The organism is Streptomyces sp. NBC_01408 (assembly GCF_026340255.1).
Classification (GTDB): Bacteria; Actinomycetota; Actinomycetes; order Streptomycetales; family Streptomycetaceae; genus Streptomyces.
In genome coordinates, this window is the sequence record NZ_JAPEPJ010000001.1 from 526,715 (window position 1) to 547,334 (window position 20,620).

24 protein-coding genes are annotated in these 20,620 nt (G+C 70.8%); 11 read left to right on the forward strand and 13 right to left on the reverse strand.

All coding sequences use genetic code 11. From position 1 onward, the window contains the following. Positions 1-37 precede the first annotated feature (37 nt). A complete protein-coding gene (locus OG447_RS02355) occupies positions 38-916 on the reverse strand; it encodes an A24 family peptidase (RefSeq protein WP_266934504.1) in 879 nt (292 codons plus the stop codon). 220 nt (positions 917-1,136) lie between these two features. Between OG447_RS02355 and OG447_RS02360 the strand changes: the two genes are divergently transcribed. From OG447_RS02360 to OG447_RS02370, 3 genes are all read left to right on the forward strand, one after another. Next, a complete protein-coding gene (locus OG447_RS02360; protein WP_266934505.1) occupies positions 1,137-1,517 on the forward strand; it encodes a DUF192 domain-containing protein in 381 nt (126 codons plus the stop codon). An 88-nt stretch (positions 1,518-1,605) separates the two neighbouring features. Further along, the gene (locus OG447_RS02365) at positions 1,606-2,223 is read left to right on the forward strand and encodes an SMI1/KNR4 family protein (protein WP_266934507.1); all 618 of its coding nucleotides are present in this window, start codon (positions 1,606-1,608) and stop codon (positions 2,221-2,223) included. A gap of 294 nt (positions 2,224-2,517) precedes the next feature. Next, positions 2,518-3,804, forward strand: coding sequence for an extracellular solute-binding protein (locus OG447_RS02370; protein ID WP_266934508.1), 1,287 nt, complete (start codon positions 2,518-2,520; stop codon positions 3,802-3,804). A 154-nt stretch (positions 3,805-3,958) separates the two neighbouring features. Here the strand turns inward: OG447_RS02370 and OG447_RS02375 are convergent, their stop codons facing one another. Then, a complete protein-coding gene (locus OG447_RS02375; protein ID WP_266934509.1) occupies positions 3,959-4,582 on the reverse strand; it encodes a hypothetical protein in 624 nt (207 codons plus the stop codon). Positions 4,583-4,735: 153 nt separating this feature from the next. Here OG447_RS02375 and OG447_RS02380 point away from each other — a divergent pair, with 153 nt between their 5' ends. After that, positions 4,736-5,869: a serine hydrolase gene (locus OG447_RS02380; protein ID WP_266934510.1), complete on the forward strand. Its 1,134-nt coding sequence runs from the start codon at positions 4,736-4,738 to the stop codon at positions 5,867-5,869. 44 nt (positions 5,870-5,913) lie between these two features. On the opposite strand, the gene OG447_RS02385 is transcribed toward OG447_RS02380, so the two are convergent. From OG447_RS02385 to OG447_RS02395, 3 genes are all read right to left on the reverse strand, one after another. Beyond that, positions 5,914-6,237 (reverse strand): nuclear transport factor 2 family protein, encoded by a 324-nt coding sequence (locus tag OG447_RS02385; protein ID WP_266934511.1) that lies wholly within the window; start codon positions 6,235-6,237, stop codon positions 5,914-5,916. Between the two features lie 167 nt (positions 6,238-6,404). Continuing rightward, entirely contained in the window at positions 6,405-7,331 is a 927-nt protein-coding gene (locus OG447_RS02390; protein WP_266934512.1) for a polysaccharide deacetylase family protein, read from the reverse strand. Positions 7,332-7,604: 273 nt separating this feature from the next. After that, a complete protein-coding gene (locus tag OG447_RS02395) occupies positions 7,605-9,248 on the reverse strand; it encodes an MDR family MFS transporter (protein ID WP_266934513.1) in 1,644 nt (547 codons plus the stop codon). 122 nt (positions 9,249-9,370) lie between these two features. Between OG447_RS02395 and OG447_RS02400 the strand changes: the two genes are divergently transcribed. The 4 genes from OG447_RS02400 (at position 9,371) to OG447_RS02415 (ending at position 13,303) form a co-directional block, all read left to right on the forward strand. After that, positions 9,371-9,952 carry a TetR/AcrR family transcriptional regulator gene (locus tag OG447_RS02400; protein WP_266934514.1) on the forward strand — a complete coding sequence of 194 codons (582 nt, stop codon included), beginning with the start codon at positions 9,371-9,373 and terminating at the stop codon, positions 9,950-9,952. 121 nt (positions 9,953-10,073) lie between these two features. Next, positions 10,074-10,514, forward strand: coding sequence for a hypothetical protein (locus OG447_RS02405; RefSeq protein ID WP_266934515.1), 441 nt, complete (start codon positions 10,074-10,076; stop codon positions 10,512-10,514). A 6-nt stretch (positions 10,515-10,520) separates the two neighbouring features. Further along, a complete protein-coding gene (locus tag OG447_RS02410) occupies positions 10,521-12,383 on the forward strand; it encodes an alpha/beta hydrolase (RefSeq protein ID WP_266934516.1) in 1,863 nt (620 codons plus the stop codon). 41 nt (positions 12,384-12,424) lie between these two features. Next, entirely contained in the window at positions 12,425-13,303 is an 879-nt protein-coding gene (locus tag OG447_RS02415) for a hypothetical protein (RefSeq protein ID WP_266934517.1), read from the forward strand. Between the two features lie 67 nt (positions 13,304-13,370). On the opposite strand, the gene OG447_RS02420 is transcribed toward OG447_RS02415, so the two are convergent. Further along, on the reverse strand, positions 13,371-13,802 hold the full coding sequence (locus OG447_RS02420) for a nuclear transport factor 2 family protein (protein ID WP_266934518.1): 432 nt from the start codon (positions 13,800-13,802) through the stop codon (positions 13,371-13,373). Between the two features lie 90 nt (positions 13,803-13,892). On the opposite strand from OG447_RS02420, the gene OG447_RS02425 reads away from it, so the two are divergent. The 3 genes from OG447_RS02425 (at position 13,893) to OG447_RS02435 (ending at position 15,396) form a co-directional block, all read left to right on the forward strand. Further along, positions 13,893-14,423, forward strand: coding sequence for a TetR/AcrR family transcriptional regulator (locus OG447_RS02425; RefSeq protein WP_266934519.1), 531 nt, complete (start codon positions 13,893-13,895; stop codon positions 14,421-14,423). 115 nt (positions 14,424-14,538) lie between these two features. Next, on the forward strand, positions 14,539-14,877 hold the full coding sequence (locus OG447_RS02430) for an SCO4225 family membrane protein (RefSeq protein ID WP_266934520.1): 339 nt from the start codon (positions 14,539-14,541) through the stop codon (positions 14,875-14,877). Positions 14,878-15,261: 384 nt separating this feature from the next. Continuing rightward, on the forward strand, positions 15,262-15,396 hold the full coding sequence (locus OG447_RS02435) for a hypothetical protein (protein WP_266934521.1): 135 nt from the start codon (positions 15,262-15,264) through the stop codon (positions 15,394-15,396). Positions 15,397-15,472: 76 nt separating this feature from the next. On the opposite strand, the gene OG447_RS02440 is transcribed toward OG447_RS02435, so the two are convergent. The 7 genes from OG447_RS02440 to OG447_RS02470 all read right to left on the reverse strand — a co-directional run bounded on the left by OG447_RS02440 (position 15,473) and on the right by OG447_RS02470 (position 20,609). Next, positions 15,473-16,120 (reverse strand): OmpA family protein, encoded by a 648-nt coding sequence (locus OG447_RS02440; RefSeq protein WP_266934522.1) that lies wholly within the window; start codon positions 16,118-16,120, stop codon positions 15,473-15,475. Between the two features lie 4 nt (positions 16,121-16,124). Further along, positions 16,125-16,712: a hypothetical protein gene (locus OG447_RS02445; RefSeq protein WP_266934523.1), complete on the reverse strand. Its 588-nt coding sequence runs from the start codon at positions 16,710-16,712 to the stop codon at positions 16,125-16,127. A 30-nt stretch (positions 16,713-16,742) separates the two neighbouring features. Further along, positions 16,743-17,390 carry a pilus assembly protein TadG-related protein gene (locus OG447_RS02450; RefSeq protein ID WP_266934524.1) on the reverse strand — a complete coding sequence of 216 codons (648 nt, stop codon included), beginning with the start codon at positions 17,388-17,390 and terminating at the stop codon, positions 16,743-16,745. Next, a complete protein-coding gene (locus tag OG447_RS02455; RefSeq protein WP_266934525.1) occupies positions 17,387-17,587 on the reverse strand; it encodes a hypothetical protein in 201 nt (66 codons plus the stop codon). The genes OG447_RS02450 and OG447_RS02455 overlap by 4 nt, the downstream gene beginning before the upstream one ends. A 110-nt stretch (positions 17,588-17,697) precedes the next feature. Continuing rightward, the gene (locus tag OG447_RS02460) at positions 17,698-18,381 is read right to left on the reverse strand and encodes a response regulator transcription factor (RefSeq protein ID WP_266934527.1); all 684 of its coding nucleotides are present in this window, start codon (positions 18,379-18,381) and stop codon (positions 17,698-17,700) included. Further along, positions 18,381-19,715 carry a sensor histidine kinase gene (locus OG447_RS02465; protein WP_266934528.1) on the reverse strand — a complete coding sequence of 445 codons (1,335 nt, stop codon included), beginning with the start codon at positions 19,713-19,715 and terminating at the stop codon, positions 18,381-18,383. The genes OG447_RS02460 and OG447_RS02465 overlap by 1 nt, the downstream gene beginning before the upstream one ends. Before the next feature lie 3 nt (positions 19,716-19,718). Continuing rightward, positions 19,719-20,609 carry a DUF5936 domain-containing protein gene (locus tag OG447_RS02470; protein WP_266938717.1) on the reverse strand — a complete coding sequence of 297 codons (891 nt, stop codon included), beginning with the start codon at positions 20,607-20,609 and terminating at the stop codon, positions 19,719-19,721. Positions 20,610-20,620: the final 11 nt, after the last annotated feature.

Sequence of the window (20,620 nt, forward strand, 5' to 3'; positions counted from 1 at the left end):
CTTCGTAAAGCGTCCTGCGTGCATTGGCGCGCCACGATTACGCTCCGAAACCACCCAGCAGCACTCCGGTGAGTGCGCCGGCCACCATGAAGGGGCCGAAGGCGAAGGGCTGCTTCCGGGCCGCCGGGCCCCGCAGGACAAGGGCGAGGCCGTACAGGGACCCGTAGAGGAAGCCCAGGAAGGCCCCGGCGGACCATACCCCCCACCCGTACCACCCAAGAGCGACCCCCAGCGAGAGCGCCAGCTTGACGTCGCCGAAGCCCATGCCCGCCGGGTTGATCAGGAAGAGCAGCAGGTACCCGGCCGCGAGCGCCGCCCCGCCGAGCAGCGCGAGCCGCCAGGACCCGGCCGCCCCAGGGAGCAGGGCCGCAGCTCCGAGCAGCGCGGCGGCCGCGGCGGCGAGCGGCAGGGTCAGTACGTCGGGCAGTCGGCGCACGGCCCGGTCGACCAGGGCCGGCAGGACGAACAGCGGGGCGAGCCCCACGTACGCCACCACCTCGGGGCGGAGCCCGACGGCGCCGGCGAGCACCGCGCAGACCACCCCGGTCAGGGCGGCGAGGGGCAGCGGCCGCGCCCCGTAGGCGTGCCGGGCCGCCGCGGCCACCGCCGCAGGCCCGGGCACGGCGGCGGGGCCGGGCACGGCCGGGGTGGCCGGGGCGGCGGCAGAGCCCGGAGCGCTGGCGGAGGCCGGGGCGGCGCCAGAGCCCGGGGTGGCCGAGGAGTCCGGGCCTGCGGCGGAGGCCACGGTGGGCCGGCAGCGGGCCGGGCCGAGCCAGCCGGCCAGCGCGTGCCCCTGCGGGCAGCGGTCGCGCCAGGGCTCGCCCGGGGCGACGGAGAGCCGGTACGCGGCGCGGGGCAGCAGCAGCCCGGCGGCGGCGCCGTACCCGGCGGCGAGGACGATCAGCACCACACCCATCCGGCGACGGTAGCCCGCCCCCACCCCCACTTTCAGCCCCTCCGCCCGACCCGGCCCAGCCCTGCCGGCCAACCCGGCCCCGCCGGCGCCTTGAAGCGCTCTTTCAGCCCCGCCGGCGCTTGAGGCGCTCTTTCAGCCCCGCCGGCGTTTGAGGCGCGGGGGCTCGGGGGCCGCGCCCCGCAACGGCGCGGCACGGGCACGGCCCCCTAGGCTGGCCGGCATGGCGAACCCGCGGCACTGGCACGACGGCCCGGCCACCCTGCAGGTCGGCACGGAGCGGATCCCACTGGAGGTCGCCGCCTCCTACCGGGCCCGGACCCGCGGCCTGCTCGGCCGGGACGGCATCGACGGGGCCCTGCTGCTGACCCCCGCAGCGAGCGTGCACACCTTCGGGATGCGGTTCGCGATCGACGTCGCCTACCTGGACCGGCGGCTGCGCGTCATCGCCGTGACCACCACGGCCCCCGGCCGGCTGGGGCTGCCCCGGCCGCGTTCCCGGCACGTCCTGGAGGCGGAGGCGGGCGCGATGGCGGGCTGGGGGCTGCGCGTCGGAACCCCCGTACAGGTGGAAACCGCCCCGCGCCCCGCACCCGGACCCTGACGCGCGGCCGACGGGCGAGACGGGACTGGGCGCGCCGTCGCGCGGGCGGTAGGTTGGGGCGGTTGAGCTGGGGTGTCAGGGGAGCGGCATGACGGAGAACGCGCGGATCAAGGCGCTTGAGCAGATCATGCCGGCGACGCACGGCGCCGACGAGGACATCGACTGGCAGGCGGCCGAGGCCGTCTGGGGTACCCGTTTCCCGGCCGATTTCATCGCCTTCATGGGGCGCTTCGGCGCGGGTTCCATCAACGGCGAGGCGAGCATCCTGCTGCCGCTGCCCAAGGCCGGACTCCAGTGGGACCCGGCAGGGATGGCGGAGGAGACGGACAACGCCCGGCAGATCTGGGAGGCGGAGGGCGGCCGGTCCGCCTTCGACCTGGACCCGGAGTCGGTCATCGCCTGGGGCGTCACCGGCGGGTCCGACATCCTGTGCTGGCTCACCACCGACCCGGACCCGGAGCGCTGGCCGGTCCTGGTGTGCGGGCGGCACACCGCCGACTCCTTCGCCGTGTACCCGTACGGCATGGCCGAGTTCCTCTACCGGCTGTGCTCCGACGAGTTCGACGTGAGTCCCGTCAGCATCACCTTCTGGGACGGCGGGCACCTCAGCTTCGTGCACTGGCGCAAGGCCCAGCGCCGGTGGCAGGAGGGGCGCAATCCGGAGACGGGCGAGCCCGACCCGTACGCGGGCGACTTCCCCGACTAGGACCCGTAGGGCCCGTGGGACCCCCGTAGGACCCATGAGAACCGTCCACCCGTTTTCCGTGACCGGAAACGGGCAATTCGCATGTCTACGCGCGTCCCGACAGTTGATCACATATCGGAAAACACCAGCCGGAAAAGCCCCAGTTGGAGCATTGACCACAAGTACGGCCCCAATGGGGCCAACCGCCCGCCGCCGGGAGAGAATTCCGGCCAACGGGCCATGGAAGTACATCCCCAGCCCGGAGCAACTCATGAGTAGTAACGGGATCCAAAAGAAAATCAGGGGAATACACCCGTGCGACGAAGAATTTTCGGCGCGGCCGCCACCACGGTCGTGTTCGGTCTGCTGATACCACTGTCCGGATGTGGAAGTTCCGAAGACGGTGCAGGTGACAGCGGTACGCTGCGCCTGGTCGCCGCGGAATACGGTGACACCCAGGCCACCAGTTCCAAGGCCTTCTGGGACAAACTGACGGCCGATTTCACCGCCGCCAATCCCGGCATCAAGGTCGAGGTCCAGCTCCTTCCGTGGGCCGACATCGACCGCGAGGTCTCCCGTATGGTCAAGGCCGGCAAAGCACCGGACATGGCCCTGATGGGCTCGTACTCCGACTTCGCGGCCCAGGGCAAGCTCTATTCCGCCGACCAGATCCTCTCGGTCACCGCCGAGGCGAACTTCATTCAGCCGCTCGCCGAGGCGGGCTCGGTCGGCAGCACCCTCTACGGGCTGCCCTTCGTGGCGAGCAGCCGGCTCCTCTTCTACAACGAGGCCCTGTTCACCAAGGCCGGCATCAGCAAGCCCCCCACCACCTGGCCCGAACTCAAGGCCGCCGCCAAGGCACTCAAGGACAAGGGCGTGAAGTTCCCGTACGCCATGCCCCTGGGCCCGGAGGAGGCGCACGCCGAGGCGATGATCTGGGAGCTCAGCAACGGCGGCGGCTACGCCGACAGCAGCGGCAACTACAACCTGGCCTCCGACCAGAACATCAACACCTGGCGCTGGGTCAAGAGCAACCTCGTCGAGCCGGGCCTGACCGGCCCCGTCCCGCCCGCCCAGCTCAACCGCGCCGACGCCTTCGCAGCCTTCCTGCGCGGCGAGGTCGGCATGCTCAACGGCTACCCCTCGCTGGACCACGAGGCGCGCGCCAAGGGCATCGGTGTCGGCGCCGTCGCCATGCCGGTCTCGGACACCCTCGGATCCGGGGAGAACCCGCCGACCGTCGGCGTGGCCGACTGGATGATGGCCTTCAAGCAGAACGGCCAGCGCGAGCAGATCGGCAAGTTCGTCGAGTTCCTCTACCAGGACAAGAACCTGACGGACTTCGCCAGCCGCTACCACCTGCTGCCCTCCACCACCAGCGCCCTGCGCACCCAGGGCGGCGGCGGCCTCAGCAAGAACGACACGCAGTTCCTGACCGCGCTGCGCGGTGCCCAGCTCTACCCGGTGAACGACCCGTCCTGGGTGACGGTCAGCGACACCATCAAGCGCAACATCGGCCGCGCCGTGGAACCGGGCGGCGACCCGAAGCTCGTCCTCGAGGACATCGCCGCCAAGGCGAACCAGGCCTCCAAGAAGCACTGAAGGACCCCCCTGATCGGGACCTTCGACCCCTGCCGCAGCGCACCCCGTGCGGCACCACGGCTGTCACGGCACTTGATCCAAGGCCCGCGGCCCAGTCGCCCGCCGAGCACTCACGAGGTGCGCGGGGCGGCCGGCCCACCCCCCGACCCGCCGGTCAGCGCCGGCCGTTGTCCGAGGCGAACGCCGTGCGGTACTGCTCGCAGCTGGAGTTCCACGGCAGCTTCCCCGTGAGCGTCCCGTAGCCCGAGCGCGTGACCGACCATTCCACCGTGTACTCGCCGGTGTCACACGCGATCCGCTTGCCGCCCTCGATCTTCTCCCGCCCCGTCGCGGGCTTCCCGGTCAGCTCCCGCTCCACCTCCGCCACCTCGGCCCCCTTCGCGCTGCGCAGCACGGCGTGCACGACGATCCGATGCCCGCCCTCCTTGGTGGTCACCGCCTTCTTCACCAGCGCCGAGTCCGACACCGACCAGGCGAATTCGTAACCGGGCTGCCACGCCAGGGTCTTCGGGTCGGGGACCTGCCGCTCGTAGTCCGGGGCGCCCGAGGGGCCGGGGCGGGTGACCGTCTCGTACTGGACCCCCGGGTGGAAGCGGAACTGCCCCTCCACCTTGTGCTTCTCGTCGTTGGTCCACATCGACTTCATGGTCTTCTCGCCGCCGGCCGGGTCCTGGAGGTAGACCGTGCCCTCGGCGGCGGTGGCGGACTGGCCCATGACGGGGGCCAGGGCGCTCGCGGTGGCGGCGAGGGCGAGAGCGGCGATCCGGGTGCGCTTCATGCCCGGCCCAACGGACCGCTCCGGCGGGCCGGAACGACACCGCACGCGCATTCACCCGTACGTGAGAGCCGGCGGGACGGAATATCGCATGATCCACTCCTGTTGAGCCGGGCAGACCCGAGGCAACGAGCTGACGAGCTACAGGGGGACCCCATGGGCACGAGCGTGAACGGCGGCGTACAGGGCACGGTGGCAGCGGGCTGGGAGCCCGTGCGGGAGGCGTTCGCGTCCTTCGTGGCCGCCGAGGCGCACTCTCCCGAGGCGCAGCTGGCGGTGCACCACGAGGGGCGGCGGGTGGTCGACCTGTGGGCGGGTGAGGCCACCGCAGCGGACACCCTGACCGGGGTCTACTCGATCACCAAGGGCGCGGCCCACCTCGTGGTGGCGCTGCTCGCGCAGGACGGCGTCCTCGATCTGGACGCTCTGGTGTCGGCGTACTGGCCGGAGTTCACCGGGCACGGCAAGGAGCACCTGACGGTGCGACAGCTGGTCTCCCACCAGTCCGGGCTGATCAACACCGACGAGGGCTTCGCGTACGACGAGATCGCCGACGACGCGCTGGTCGCGGCCCGGCTGGCGGGCCAGAAGCCGTTCTGGGAGCCGGGCAAGGGCCACGGCTACCACGCCTTCGTGATCGGCGCCCTGACCGGCGAGGTGGTGCGGCGGGTGACGGGCCGCTCGCTGCAGGAGGTGTACGAGGAGCGCGTCCGCGCCCCGTACGGCCTGGACCTGTACCTGGGGCTGCCGGCCGGGGCCGCGGACCGCTGGAAGCCGGTGCTGGAGATGGTGGTGCCGGACGGACAGCCCGTGGGCGGGCCCGTGCCGGAGCTGCTGCCGATCGCCTTCAACGCGCACCGGGAGCCGCCCATGGACCTGGTCACGTACGCCAACCACCCGAAGGTGCTGGAGCTGGGCCCGGCCTCGGCCGGCGGGGTCGCCACGGCGCGCGGCGTGGCGGGCATGTACGCGGCAGCGATCAGCGAGGTGGACGGGCGGGCTCCGCTGTTGGAGCCCTGGATGGCGGCCGCGGTCGCGGAGCTGCACACGCCGGGCGCGGACCTGGTGGCTCCGGAGCCGCACCACTTCGGCCTGGGCTTTCAGCTCCTGCCGACGGTCGGCCCGCGGGCCTTCGGGCACTCCGGCGCGGCGGGCGGGCTGGGCTGGGCCGACCCGGCCACCGGGGTCGCGTACGGGTACACGCGCCGCCGCTACGGCTTCCCGGGCGGGGCGGCGGCGGAGAACCTGGATCTGACGGCGGCGGTGCTGAAGGTGGCCCGGTCGCTGTGACCGGCTGAGGCGGTCCCGGTCCCGGTGCCGGTCCCGCCCCGGAGCTACGCCTGGCCGGTCTCGAAGCGGCTGATCAGGCCGTCGGAGCTGATGAAGAACCGCCAGGCGGTCTGCATCTCGCCCCAGGTGTCGTTGCGGTAGCCGACGACCAGTTCGCGGCCGTCCGGGGACTGGGACCGCACCTCCATGTGGCCGCCGGAGGAGAAGATCTCCTTGTCGGCCCACTGCTGGAGTACGCGGTCCGAGCCGTCGTCGGACATGGTGGCGTCCGGGGTGAGGTTGGCCTCGAAGGCGTTGCGGTCACCGGCGTTGACGGCGGTGACGAAGGCGCGGACGGCGGGGTCGGAGAGCTTGCTCGGCTCGATCACGGGGTCCTCCTGGTCGTACGGACGCACGTACGGGACGGCGTACGCGGCTGCGTGCGGGGCTGCGTGCGGGGCTGCGCGCGCGACCAGGGAACACCGTCGGCGGGACCGGGGCGTCGACCCTCACCCGTTCGCCGCCGGACGGCGTGTCAGACGGGTTCGGGACACGGTCAGGACGGGTCGGGGGCCGTGCGGACCGGGAAACCGGTCGGCCGGCCCTGCTCCTTCAGCCAGGCCAGCACCTGGTCCAGCGCCTCGACGGTCTGGGCGCGGTTGCCGCCGCCGTCGTGGAAGAGCACAGTTGGGCCGTTGCCGAGCTCGCGCTTGACCGCGTCGACGATGGCCGCGACGCCCGGCTTGCCGAAGTCCTTGGTGTCGACGTTCCAGCCGAGGGGCCGCATGCCGTGGGCGGCGGCGATGCGGCGGCTGTCGGGGGTGAACGCCCCGCCGGGGGCCCGGTAGTACTCGACCTTCGCCCCGCCGCCCGCGGCCTCCTCGATCAGCTTCTTCGCGTCCAGGATCTGCTGTTCCTGGTAGGCGACGGGCTTCTTGTCCATGGCGGTGTCGTGGTCCATGGTGTGGTCGCAGAGCCGGTGACCGGCCGCGACGACCTGCTTGACCAGGTCGGGGTGGGCCTTGGCCTGCGGTCCCACCATGCAGAAGGCCGCCTTCACGTCGTGCTCCGCGAGCACCTCGAGAACCTTCGGTGTCCAGCGGGGGTCGGGGCCGTCGTCGATGGTGATGTTCACAGCGTCCGCGCCGTTCTCCGACGCGTGGGCTATGCCCTCGGGTATCCGCTCCCCCGGCTGCTGCCCCTGCGGGCCCGCGGCGCCGGTGTCCTTCTGCCGGGACACGCTCTGGTGCGGGGCGTCATGGCCCGGGTCCACCAGGGTCGTCACCGCCCATATCGTCGCCGCCACGGCGACGGCCGATGCCGCGACGGCCGTGCGGGCCCGGATCCTCTGCCGCTTCGCTTGTGTCGGATCGGTCGTGCGCTTCGCGTCCGTGACGCTCGTCGCCTCCGTAGCGCTCGTCCCGTCCGTCGCGTGCGCCGCGTCCGCCGCGTTCATCTCGTTCGTCGTGCCCTGTTCGTCCATTTCGGGCGTCCCCTCCCCATCCGCCTTGCGAACGTTCTGTGCATCAGGACGTCCGTCACCGCAGAGGGGTTCCAGCCAATTCCCCCATAAATTCCGTGTAATGGGACTTTGGTCCTTGATCGTCCCGAATTCCTGCCCAACGGGAACCACCTGAAACCGTGTCGCCCGCGAGCGGATCGAACCCGCCCCGCGCGCTGCCCGTGTACAGCAAAGGCCCGGCCCCGGTGGATCCGTCCATCCACTGGGGCCGGGCCTGCCTTCGTACCGTTCGCGTCAGTGCGCGAGGGACTCCTGCGGCGCCGGGGCGGACGCGCCGCCCTTGCCTTCTCCGCCCTTGCCCTTGGCCTCACCCTCGCCGTCACCGTCGCCGTCACCGTCGGCCGGGGCCGCGCCCCGCAGCGGGACCTCCTTGACGAACCAGGCGGCCAGGAAGCCCAGGAGGGCGACGGCGGCGCCGAGCACGAACGCGGAGTGCGTACCGGAGGCCACCGCGTGCTGGTAGGCGTCGCGTACGGCCTCGGGCAGCTTGGCCAGGCTCGCGGCGTCCAACTGGGCGGAGCCTGCGGCTCCGGCGGCCTCCGGGCCCAGCCGGTCGGCCATGGTGTTCGTGACCTGGGAGGTGAAGAGCGAACCCATCAGGGCCACTCCGAAGGAGCCGCCGAGCGTACGGAAGAGGGTGGAGGAGGAGGACGCGACGCCCATGTCCTTCATCTCGACGCTGTTCTGCGCGACCAGCATGGTGATCTGCATCAGGAAGCCGAGGCCGGCGCCGAGGATGGCCATGTACACGCCGGAGACCAGGCGCGAGGTGCCGGTGTCCATCGTCGCGAGCAGGAAGAGCCCGACGACCACGAGGGCGCCGCCGATGATCGGGTACATCTTGTACTTGCCGTTGTTGGTGGTGGCCCGGCCCACGACCAGCGAGATCACCATCATCGAGAGCAGCATGGGCAGGAGCAGCAGGCCCGAGTTGGTGGCGGACGCGCCCTGCACCGACTGCTGGAACAGCGGCAGGTAGACGACTCCGCCGAACATCGCGAAGCCGACCAGGAAGCTGATCACGGACATCAGGCTGAAGTTGCGGCTGCGGAAGATGTGCAGCGGCATGACCGGCTCGGCGGCCTTGGTCTCGGCGTAGAGGAACGCGGCGGTCGAGACCACGCCGACGATGATCAGGCCGATGATCTCGGCGGAGGCCCAGGCGTACTCGGTGCCGCCCCAGGTCGTCAGCAGCACGGTGGAGGTGATGGCGACGGTGAGCAGCGCCGCGCCGAGGTAGTCGACCTTCGGGCGCGTCTGGTCGGTCCGCTTGGGCAGGTGCAGTACGGCGGTGACCATGGCGAGCGCCACCGCACCCAGGGGGAGGTTGATGTAGAAGGACCAGCGCCAGCCCCAGTGGTCGGTGATGGTGCCGCCGACCAGCGGGCCGCCGATCATGGCGAGGGCCATCACGCCGGCCATCATGCCCTGGTACTTGCCGCGTTCGCGGGGCGGGATCAGGTCGCCGATGATCGCCATGACGCCGACCATCAGACCGCCGGCGCCGAGGCCCTGGATCGCGCGGAAGCCGATCAGCTGACCCATGTCCTGGGCCATGCCGCTGAGCGCGGAGCCGATCAGGAAGATGACGATCGAGGTGAGGAAGGAGCCCTTGCGCCCGTACAGGTCGCCGATCTTGCCCCAGATGGGGGTGGAGGCCGCGGTGGCCAGCGTGTAGGCGGTGACCACCCAGGAGAGGTGCTCCAGACCGCCGAGCTCGCCGACGATGGTGGGCATGGCGGTACCGATGATCATGTTGTCGAGCATGGCGAGCAGCATCGCGATCATGAGCGCCATGAGCACGACCCGCACGCTGCGCGGCTTCACCGCCGCATCCACCTCCCCCGAGGCCTTCGTCGCCTTCACCGTGTCACCCATGTCCACTCCCCCAGGCACGTCTTCCCGCACCGGCACTTACTTGCCGACCGGCTAGTTCATTACAATGGGGACGGTAGACCCGCAACTAGCCGGGCGTCAAGTAAGTAACTCCGAGGAGAGCCATGTCCACCAGCGGTCCGCAGCAGCGTCGCGGCAACACGCGTCAGCGCATCCAGGACGTCGCGCTGGAGCTCTTCGCCGAGCAGGGTTACGAGAAGACTTCGCTGCGCGAGATCGCGGAGCGGCTGGAGGTCACGAAGGCGGCGCTGTACTACCACTTCAAGACCAAGGAAGACATCATCATCAGCCTCTTCGAGGACCTCACCCGGCCCATCGACGAGCTGATCGCCTGGGCGGAGAAGCAGCCGGGCTCCCTGGAGACCAAGCAGGAAGTACTGCGGCGCTACAGCCGGGCGATGGCGGCGGGCGCCCCGCTGTACCGCTTCATGCAGGAGAACCAGGCGACGATGCGCATGCTGACCATCGGCGAGACGGTCAAGAAGCGGCTGTTCCGCCTGGTGGAACTGCTGCGCACGGACGACGGCCCGCTGACGGACCAGGTCCGCTGCGTCAGCGCCCTGTTCACGCTGCACGCCGGAATGATGTTCCTCCAGCACGTGGAGGGCGACCCGGAGGAAACCCGCCAGGCCGCCCTGGAGGTCGCCATCGACCTCATCACCCAGGCCCACCACCACCAGGCGTGAGACCCCGCAGGCCGATCCCGCGGGACGACCCTGGGGGGGGTAGGTACCCGTACTCATGTCCTGTCATTCGAATCTCCGTACGGTATGGGGGTTCTGGTGGCGTGTGATGTGGGAGGGAAACATGGGGCTCAGCCCCGAGTGGGAGAAGCTGTTCGAGGCTTCGCCCCGGATGAACTTGGCCTCGGCGAACCCACCCGGAGGGGGCGGCGGGGGCGGCGGCAACAAGGACCTCGATGTGAGCCAGAGTCCGTGGACCAGCGCCTCCGGCGTGTCCGCGGAACTCACTGTCACCACCAGCACAGCCCTGACCCGGCTGGACAGCGCGCACGAAGGCGTCGTCCCCACCCTCGAAGGCTTCATGCTGCCCGCGGTTCTCGGAGAGGTCCGCACGTCCTGGAAGGGCCGCCTCGAGGACGTCCGGGCCGAGTGCACGCGGCTGGAGGGCTCGCTGAAGACCGCGGGCAAGGAGTTCGGCGAGGTCGACCACCGGGTGAAGGGCGGCTTCGACGCCCTCCACCCCGACGGCGCGGACGGCCAGCACCGCGCGGACAAGGGCCGGTAGCGCCCGATGATGACCTGGCAGCACCTGAAGGACCTCAAGCGCACCGAGTACGAGGAGGCGGCGGACGGCTGGGGTGAAGTCAGCAGCCACGCCTACGCGGCCAAGGAGCGCGTCGAGAACGAGATGCTTGCGAAGCTGCGTGACACCCAGACCGCGCAGACCGCCGACGCGGCCCTCGGCGACCTGAGCCGGCTGGCCCGCAACTTCCAGTACATCCACGCCGAGTGCGGGCTCGTCCGTACGGCCCTGAACGGCTTCGCCGCCGAAGTGGCCACTCCGCAGAGCCTCCTCAAGGCGGCACTGGAGGACGCCGAGGGCTACGGCTTCACCGTCCACCAAGACGGCTCGGTCTCCTACCCGGCCGGCGCCCCGTCCAGCCCGTACCTCAAGCCCGCCGAGGCGGGCACGGCCGGCCCGACCCCCGGCGGCCCGCTGCTCCCGGGAGCCCGCAACCCGCTGTCCCCCGCGCCGAACGGGGGCCTGGTCATCAACCCGAACAAGGCCAAGGCCGAGGGCATCGCGCAGCGCATAGCCTCCGCCTGCCGCACGGCGGCGGAGATCGACTCCCGCTACCGCACCACCCTCTCCGAGCTCAAGGTGGAGCGCGGCCTGCGCGTCGACGACAAGGTCTGGGCGGACGCGGCGAAGGACCTCCAGCGCACGCGCGACGCCGCCGGCAAGTACCTCAAGGACTCGGACATCCCGCACGGCAAGTCCCCCGCGGAGAACACCGCTTGGTGGAACGGCCTCAACCAGGAGCAGCGGGACGAGTACATCTCCCTCTACCCCGCGAGCGTCGGCGCCCTGGACGGCATCCCGTCGGAGGTCCGCGACACGGCGAACCGCGTCGTCCTCGCCGAGACGCACGGTACGCGCCAGGTGGAACTGGACGCCTGGCGCGGCAAGGAGCCGCCCCGGTACGAGAAGTACATCAGCCCGATCACCGGCCGCGAGGTCAAGGGCGCGCAGATCGAGTCGAAGGCGTGGAAGGAGTGGGACGAGAAGCGCAAGGAGATGCAGGGCCGGCTGGACGGGATGCAGCACGTCCAGGACCGGCTCACCGAGTCCGAGGCCGACAAACGGCCCGAGGGCTACCTCCTGGGCTTCGCCGACACCAAGAACGGCCAGGCCATCGTGTCGATCGGCAACCCGGACACGGCGGACAACGTGGTGACGTACGTGCCGGGGACGTACTCGACACTGGCGGGCATCGGCGGTGACCTCCAGCGGGCTGAGCTGCTTCGGGCGGAAACGCACCGCCAGGATCCCGACCGGCAGACGGCTTCGATCCTCTGGCTCGGCTACGAGGCGCCTCAGAGCATCGTGCCGGAGGCCGCCAGCGACAGTTGGGCCAACGACGCGAAGGAACCGCTGAGCCGATTCCTCACGGGGGTCGACACCGCCCACACCGGCGGCCCGGTGAACTCCACCGTCCTCGGCCACAGCTACGGGACGCTGGTCGCGGGCAAGGCCCTGGCCGAAAACCCCGACCTGCCCGTGGACAACGTCGTCTTCGTGGGCAGCCCGGGCGTGGGCGTGGACCACGCGAAGGACCTGGGGGTCCCGCCGGACAAGGTGTGGGCGGCCACGGCCGATCACGACCTCATCAACTGGGCCCCGTCACCCAACGCGGTCGCCGGCGCGTGGCTCGGGCCCCTCTACCCGCCGGGACTCATCGAGCTTCTCGATGATCACTCCATCCTGTACGGGACGGACCCGTCCACGGATGACTTCGGCGGCCGGACCTTCGGTGTGGCCCCCGGCAAATCGGTCGGCGAGGGTGGGGAGCTCATGCCCGCGCACTCGCAGTACTGGGAGGACGACTCCCTGAGAGCCATGGGCGGCATAGTGACAGGGAAGAAATCATGAACCTCCGAAGAGTTGTGGCATCGGGAGCGCTCCTTGTGCTGATGGGAACGACGGCCGCGTGCGCCGGCCAGGAGGAGCCGACGGAGAAGGTGGCCATGAACGAGCAGCAGGCCGTATCGCGTGCCAAGGAGATCGTCCAGCAGGCGGTGGCCAGCCTGTCTCCGCAGCCCACCTTGCAGCCGGTGGGACGCCAGGGGCCCGGCGCCTGCCTCGCCGATTACGGGGTCAGCACGCGAGCCCAGGTAGGCGTCTCCTACCAACTGACGAACGTGCCCGGCTCCGCTGCAAAGGACCTCCTCGGTCAGGTCCGGGACGCCTGGGTCGCGCAGGGGTACAAGTTCAAGACCAAGGAGGGCGAGGGCGACTGGGCCAAGCCGGACCCCTACATCAGCATGCGCACCGAGCCCGACAACTTCTGGATGAGCGGCGGCGTCGGCATCACGAACGCGGCCACCGGCGAGGGCATCGCCCACATCACCATCCACTCCCCCTGCTACCCCAAGCCCGAGCAGAGCGCCTCCCCCTCCCCGCAGGCACTGTCGCAGTCGCAGTCCGGGGACGAGGCCTCGCAGCAGGCGGTGCTCGCACACTCCAGCCGGATCTACGACGCCCTGCGCGTCCGGCACGACGCGGCGGGCGGCGGGAACCTGCGTACGGTCGAGAACGAGGGCTCGACCTACGTCCACCACGCCTGGGCGACCGAACCCCTGGCCGAAGACCGGGCGGCCCGGGCTATGGCACGGGCGCAGGGGTACTTCGAGGGCTCCGGCTGGCGGGTCCGCAGCGTCGCGGGCCGCATCATCGCCCTCAACCCTGCCGACGAAGTGGCGGCCCAGCTGGCCCGGGCCGATGACGGCGGCCTGAACGTCGGCGTCACCGGCCCGGCCACCCCCGTGCTCCACACCGCGCCTTCGGCATGAACCGCCGCAGAGCCATGGCATCGGGAGCACTACATACCGGATGACCATCGCCAACAGCGTCACGGACTCAGCCGAGTCGGCGGTTCTCGGCGGTGATCGGGACGTCGTTGATGCTGGCCTCGCGGCGGCTCATCAGGCCGTCGGGGGCGAACTCCCACTGCTCGTTGCCGTGGCTGCGCCACCACTGGCCGGTCGCGTCGTGCCACTCGTACGCGAAGCGGACGGAGATGCGGTTGCCGGTGAAGGCCCAGAGCTCCTTGCGCAGCCGGTAGTCGAGCTCGCGCTGCCACTTGTCGGCGAGGAACGCGCGGATCTCGGCGCGGCCGGTCAGGAAGCGGTCGCGGTTGCGCCAGACCGAGTCCTCGGTGTACGCGAGGGCGACGCGCTCGGGGTCGCGGCTGTTCCAGGCGTCCTCGGCGGCCTGGACCTTGGCACGGGCGGATTCCTCGGTGAAGGGCGGCAGGGGCGGACGGGTCGGGTGGTGGGTCGGATGGGTCACGGCAAATCCTTCCACAGGCGAGAACGATCGTTCTCCACCGTACGAGAACGACCGTTCTCCCCGCAAGCGAAAACGGGCTACCCTGCCCTCATGGACGACGAAGAGGCACGGACCCGACTACTGGACGCGGCGGAGGAGCTGTTCTACCGGCATGGCATCCAGGCGGTGGGCATGGACCGCATCCGCACCGCCTCCGGAGTCCCCCTCAAGCGCCTGTACCGGCTCTTCCCGGCGAAGGAATCGCTGGTCACGGCCTACCTGGAGCGCCGCGACCGCCGCTGGCTGGACTCCCTGCGCGGCGCCGCGCTCGCCCCGGCGGAGCCGCGGGCACGCGTCCTGGCGGTGTTCGATTGGCTCGCGGAGTGGTTCTCCGAGCCCGGCTTCCGGGGCTGCGCATTCCTCAACACGTACGGGGAACTCGGCGCGGCCGCGCCGGAGATCGTCCACGTCCACAAGGCGGAACTCCACGCCCTCCTGGCCGAACTCGCCCCCGCCCCGCCCGCCCTCGCCGACCAGCTCCTGATCCTGGCCGAGGGCGCGACGACGGTGGCCGCCCTGAGCCCCGGGCCGGAGCCGGCCCACCGGGCGCGCGAGGTCGCGGAGCTCCTCCTCGCGAAGTGACGCAGGTCAGTGGGCCGGTTCGGCCGACTCCCCGCCCCGGCCGGGTACGGATACTCACGACAGGACCCCGGTTCCCCCGGACCATGGGAGGAGTCCACGCCTCCGGGGAGAACCGATGACCGCTCGCACGCTCGTCCGCCTCACCTTCGCGAACCCCGCCTCGGCGATCTACCTGGGCCTCGTCGGCGTCGCCGTGGCCATCGCGACGGCCGTCACGCTGTTCGCCGCGGACCCCGGATTCATATGGGTGCTGCCCGCCCTCTCCGCGTTCCCGCTGTTCCTCTTCGTGACGCTGGCCGAGGGAACGATCCGAGGGGAAGGCCAGCCCGAGACATGGCTCTTCCTCACCGAGCTCGTCCTCTGCGTACTGGCCCAGTCGCTCGCCCTCGGCACGATCGTAGAAGCCTCCCGCGGCCGCCTCCGGCGCGGGACTCCCCGCACTCCGACCCGCTAGTCGGACGCGCCCGCACCCATGACCGGGGGCCCGGCGGGCAAGCGGGAGGCCGTCTCGCACTTGATGCGCACCATGCGCCGGTCAGCCCGCGAGGTACGCAGCGGCCCCGGACCTCGGCAGGCTCGCCCAGGTCCGGCTCCCACCACCGGGCTCGCAGGACTCCCCGAAGCCCCAGGCCCCGCCGCACTCCCGGACCACCGCGCCCATGAGCCGCAGCACCGCCCGCCGCCGGGGATCGCGTGGGTGGCCAGCCGGGGGTGGGCGTGGGGCGCGTGGCCGTCGTAGACGGTCAGCCGGAGGGAGTCGTCCCGGTAGCGGACGGACAGGTACAGGCTCCGTCCGGGGTCCAAGTGCCAGGCCGCGGAGACCAGTTCCCGGATAGGGGTGGACAGGGGCGGGAACAGCTACATCGCCATCGCCGGCCGGGAAGACACGTACCTCACCGACTCGGCGGACGCCCTCCGTCAACTGATCCGGGACATCAAGGCCGGCAAGGCCGACCACCTGCTGGCCGACTGAGGCCACGGCTCCGGTCACCCGCCGGGCTCCTCGCCGATGCGGCTATCGGCGATACCCGGCAGGGTGGTCGTCGGCGTCAGCCGCCCGAGGTGCGGGGGAAGGTGATCTCGACGCGGCGGTTCTTCTTGCGGCCTTCCTCGGTGCCGTTGTCGGCGATCGGGTAGTCCTCGCTGTACCCGCGCACGTCGAACACGACGCTCGGATTGGTCACCGTCTTGGCCAGCTCCGCCTGCACTGCGTCGGCCCGCTGCTTGGACAGCTCCTTGCCGTGCTCGTAGCTGCCCTGGTCGTCGGTGAAACCGAAGACCCGGACGCGGGTCGCCTTCTGCTGGTTGATCTCGTTGGCGATGGCCTGGATCCGGGCGGCCGCCTGCGCGTTGAAGACGGCACTGTTCTCGGGGAACAACACCTCGGACTGCAACGCCATCATGACGGTCTGGTTGGTCTCCTGCCGCCGCTGCTCGCCACCGAGGTCCTCGACGACCTCGGCGATGTCGAGCACCTTGACGGGCGCGAGCGTCCCGCCCTGCGGGATCTTCAGCCCGGGCGAGTTCGAGTCGATGGGCACGGGCGCGGAGGCGGACGGCTCGGTGCCGGGGGGTGCGGAGGGCTTGACGTCATCGGCGTACGCCGCTGTCGCGCCGATGATGTGGGCCCCGGCGATGACGAGCCCGGCGACGGCCGTGGCGGCGGCGATGCGGTGGCGTTGGGTCACTATGGTCATGGCGTCACCCGGAAATCTTGATGGTTGCCGTGGCGAAGGTGGGCAGCGTGAAGTCGACCTCGGTGGTGGTGGCGGGGGGTGCGGGGAACTGGGCGAAGAAGGGGATGGTTGCACCCGCCTTCACGCGGGAGACTCCCGTGGTACACAGGCACCTCCCCTCCGTGTCGCGCAGCACGTAATACCTCTTCTTCCCGGCGCGGTCCACCAATGTTGCACCTGCTACAGACTCGCCGCCGGTGGTCAGTTCATTGCCACGCCAGACAGCGGTACCTGTGAAGTCCTTGTCTGCCGAATTCTTGATCTGCCCGCTGACCGTAAGGAAGCCGCCTGCGTCGCGGTTCACTGAATTGATCACCATGGAAATGCCGCCCTCTCCGGTCACCGTCGCAAGTACTTGGGCGGGATCGGAGGTCTGACTCGTGCTGGGCGCAGGCGCCGAGGCATCGCTGCCAGCCTTGGGGGTGGACGACTTCTGCGGCTCCGCAGACTTCTTGCCATCGCCACCACCACATCCAGCCAGCATGAGGGTCAAGACCGCCGCAACCGCTACGGCCGCTCCCCCGCGGACGTTCACCACGTGCCGCATGCTCATCAACGCCGCTTCCTTGTCTGTCGTTCGCTGTCAGTCGACCAGTCGCACGGCGAAGAGCGTCCTCGCCAAGCTGCTCCAGGTTTCGGGTTTCGCAGGATCGAACTTGATGACGTCGCCGCCCTTGCACTTGAACTCGACCGAAGGGGGCTTCGCCTCGCCGCCAGGCAAAGGCGAGGACGAGGGTGTAGGCGACGGCGATGGCGCCGGGGAGGGTTCCACCACACCCAACTGACAACGGGGTTCGATGACCGCTGTGGCGTCGGCCGTCCCCTGTTGGCCGCTGACCCCCGGGACCACAGAGTCACCAACGGTGCGTGTCGTCGTCACCTCGACCGTGAATCGGGGCAGGGCGGGATCACACTGGGCCGTCGCAGCATTGCGCGTTGCGAAATCGTGGGCTGCGTCGCACGCGCCATCGTCATCCAGGAACGCCCCCTCAAGTACCTTCTTCCACTCTTCAGGCTTGAGGGTCAGGAGATCCACCCCCGGCACCAGGTGATCTCTGGCGTCACGAGCCGCTGCCAGTGCCGCGGCATCAGCAGCGCCTTGAGCATCGCTCCGCACGGTCGACGCTTGCCCGACGACGAAGAACGCCAGCGCAGCAAAGAGCAGCCCCGCCACCACCACGATGTAGATGGGGAACGCCTGCCCTCGGTCACCGAGTCTGCTGGCCGTCACTTGCCCGCAGTGATACCCGTGATCTGATCCTTGATCTTCGTGGTGATGTCCTGACCGATACCCGTACCGACGATCGCGCCGATGATCACCACGACCACCAGGATGATTCCCAGGTACTCGAACGCCGTCTGGCCCCGATCCCCCGTGCCCTTGCTCCCGTACCGCTTCCGCATCCTTGCCAGGGTGTTCTGCAACATGAGGGTTTCCTCCCGGGCCGGTGCCGCTGTCGATTTGCGGACAGTACGGCCAGTGACCGGTCGTTACCAAGGGTCCCGGGGCCCAATTACGGACCCACTGCGCAGTCCGTCTACCCATGACCGGTCACTCCTGGACGGGCGGTTCCCAGCCAGCGGGCTATGGCCTCGCTGCGGGTGGTGGTCTGGAGTTTGGCGAAGATGCGGTTGATGTGGTTCTTGACCGTCTTCTCGCTGATGAAGCAGGCGGCGGCGATCTGCTGGTTGCTCATTCCGGATGCGATGAGGTCCATGATCTCCACCTCCCGAGAACTCAGGCCGAATTCCACAGAGTTGTGCATGCGCTCAGTAGACTGTGCCACAACTCGTTGCGGTTGCGAAGAGGTACGGAGTTCCGCGAGCAGCGCGCTCGCCGCCGTCGGACTGAAGTGGGGGCGGCCCTCGCGGACGTCGCGGACCGCGCGGAGCAGGTCGTCGGCCGTGAACTCGCCGTGGACGAGGTAGCCGCCCGCGCCCAGCAGCAGGGCCTCCCGGACGATGTCGGCCTCCTGGCTGTACGTCAGCATCAGGACCGGCGCCAGCCGGACCAGGTGGGGCAGGGCCGAGATGCCGTCCACGCCCGGCATCCGGACGTCCAGCAGGACCACGTCCGGCGCGTGCCGGCGGGTCAGGCTGAGGGCCTCGCGGCCGTCCGCCGCCTGGGCGATGACCTCCAGGTCGGGGGAAGTGGACAGGAGCGCGGCCAGTCCCGCCCGGACCACCGGGTTGTCGTCCGCGATCAGGACGTGGAGCGGCATCACGGGCTCCCCCGCTCCGGGGTCAGGGCCGCGACCAAGAGGTCGAGGCGGACCCGCGTACCCGGACCGGGGCCGGAACCGGGGCCAGTCGCCGTACCCGGGCCGGAAGCCGCACCCGCACCCGCACCCCGGCCGGACCACGCGCCCCGGCCGATGGTGAGGGTGGCTCCGATGGTCTTCGCGCGTTCCGTCATGCCGAGCAGACCGAAGTGGCCCTCACGGTGCAGAGCGGACGGGTCCGGCGCCCCGTCGGGGAGGCCTCGGCCGTCGTCCTCGACCGTCACGGTGAGGCGCGGGCCGTCGACGGCGGCCTCGACCACCACGCGCCGCGCGTCCGCGTGGCGGCGGGCGTTCTCCAGGGCCTCGGAGACCACCGCGACGAGGTGCCGGGCCACCGCCGAGGGGACCACCGGCAGGACGCCCGACACCCTGAACTCCACGCCGTCCCCGGTGCACAGCGCGCGCAGTTCGGAGGTGAGGGAGATCCCCGGGGCGTCGAGGTCGAGGTCCCGGCGGAGGTCGGTCAGCAGGGCGCGGGACTCGGCCGCCGCGCGCCGCGCCGCCCCGGCGATGAGTTCGGCCTGGTGGCGGGCGGCCTCCGGGTCGGTGGTGCGGGACAGGGCGTCGGCCGCCAGGGCCAGGCCGTGCAGGGTCTTGGACACCGAGTCGTGCATCTCCCGGGCCAGGTGGTCGCGTTCGGCCCGTACCGCCTCGGCGACCGCCAACCGGGCCCGGGTCTGCGTCAGGGCCCGGCCGGCCGACCCGAAGCGGAAGAGCAGGTCGCGCAGGCAGGCACCCGCCGCCCCCGCCAGCAGGCACAGCGTGGCCAGCAGCAGCCCGTCGGCCACCAGGGCCACGGCGACCGCCTGTACGGCCGCGTAGGGGGCCGAGCCGCGCCAGCCGTAGACCAGCCCGGCCAGCAGCGGGGTGCAGACGCAGACGAGGCCCAGCGGGGACTCGGGCGTCGCCGTGACCAGCAGCAGCGCGCTGAGGGCCATGTCGGGGGCCAGCAGCCAGCGGTGGCGCAGCAGCAGCGGGCCGAACCGCTCCCAGTCGCGGAACAGGGCGTACGAGACCATGAACGTGAGCAGCACCGCCCCGCCCACGAGGTACGCCGGTCCCCCGGGCGCCGCCCCGCCCAGCGCAAGCGGCGCACCCAGCGCGATCATGACCAGGCGGAACGCGAAGACCTGGCGGCACAGCGCCTGGAGGGCGTTCACCTGGAGGGACCGCTCAGGCCCCGCCGCACCGGCGAACCGCCCCGCCGCGCCAGTCGGCCCCGCAGCCGCCCGCCCCAGCCCCGTCAGTGCCGTGATGCCCAGTGTGGCCGCCATGGCTCACCCGCCTCCGAACAGGGCGCCGAAGTCGACGTCCGCCCCGTAGACGAACCCGCAGACGAGCAGGATGAGCGTGCCGGGCAGCATGAACATGGTGACGGCGAAGGTGGCCTTGGGGACGGCCCTCGCCGCGCGCCGGCGGGCGTTCTGGGCGTCCGTACGGCGCATGTCCTCGGCGATCGCGATCAGCGTCTCCACGATGGGGGAGCCCAGTTCCTCGCCCTGCTGGAGTGCGGTGACGAACTGCGCGACCTGCTCCGAGTCGTTGCGCCGCCGCAGCTCGTCGAAGGCCTGGCGGCGGCTGACACCCATGTCCATCTGCTGCAGGGTGATGCGGATCTCGTCGGACCAGGGGCCGTCGTACTTGTCCGCCACCCGGTCCAGCGCCTGCCGGAAGCCGAGGCCCGCGCTGACCACGACGGCCAGCACGTCCAGGAAGTCCGGCAGGGTGCGCTCGATGTGGTCCCGGCGGACCCGGATCGCCGACCACAGGCCGGCCTCGATCCAGAACAGGCCGAAGGCGACCATCAGCAGCGCGGGCACCAGCTGCCCGTTGATCAGCATCGAGAAGGCGCCCAGGGCGCCGAGGAACCCGTACACGGCGCGGCGCGCCGCGTAGCGGTCGATGGTCAGGCCCGCCGGGTTGCCGGCCATGTCGATCTGACGGCGTTTGCGCGCGACCTGGTTGGGGCCCATCAGGCGCAGGATCAGCGGGGCCCAGCGGATGCCCATGCGGTCGACGACGGAGCCGACCGCCGTCGTGCGCGTGGCGCCGACCTCCAGGGCGAGGGCGAGGTCGGTGGGCAGTTTCACGTCCGCGCGGTAGAGGCGGATGCCGTGGAAGGCGCCGAGGACCGACAGGGCCACGATCAGCGCGAGGAGGAGTTCGATCATCGTCCCGG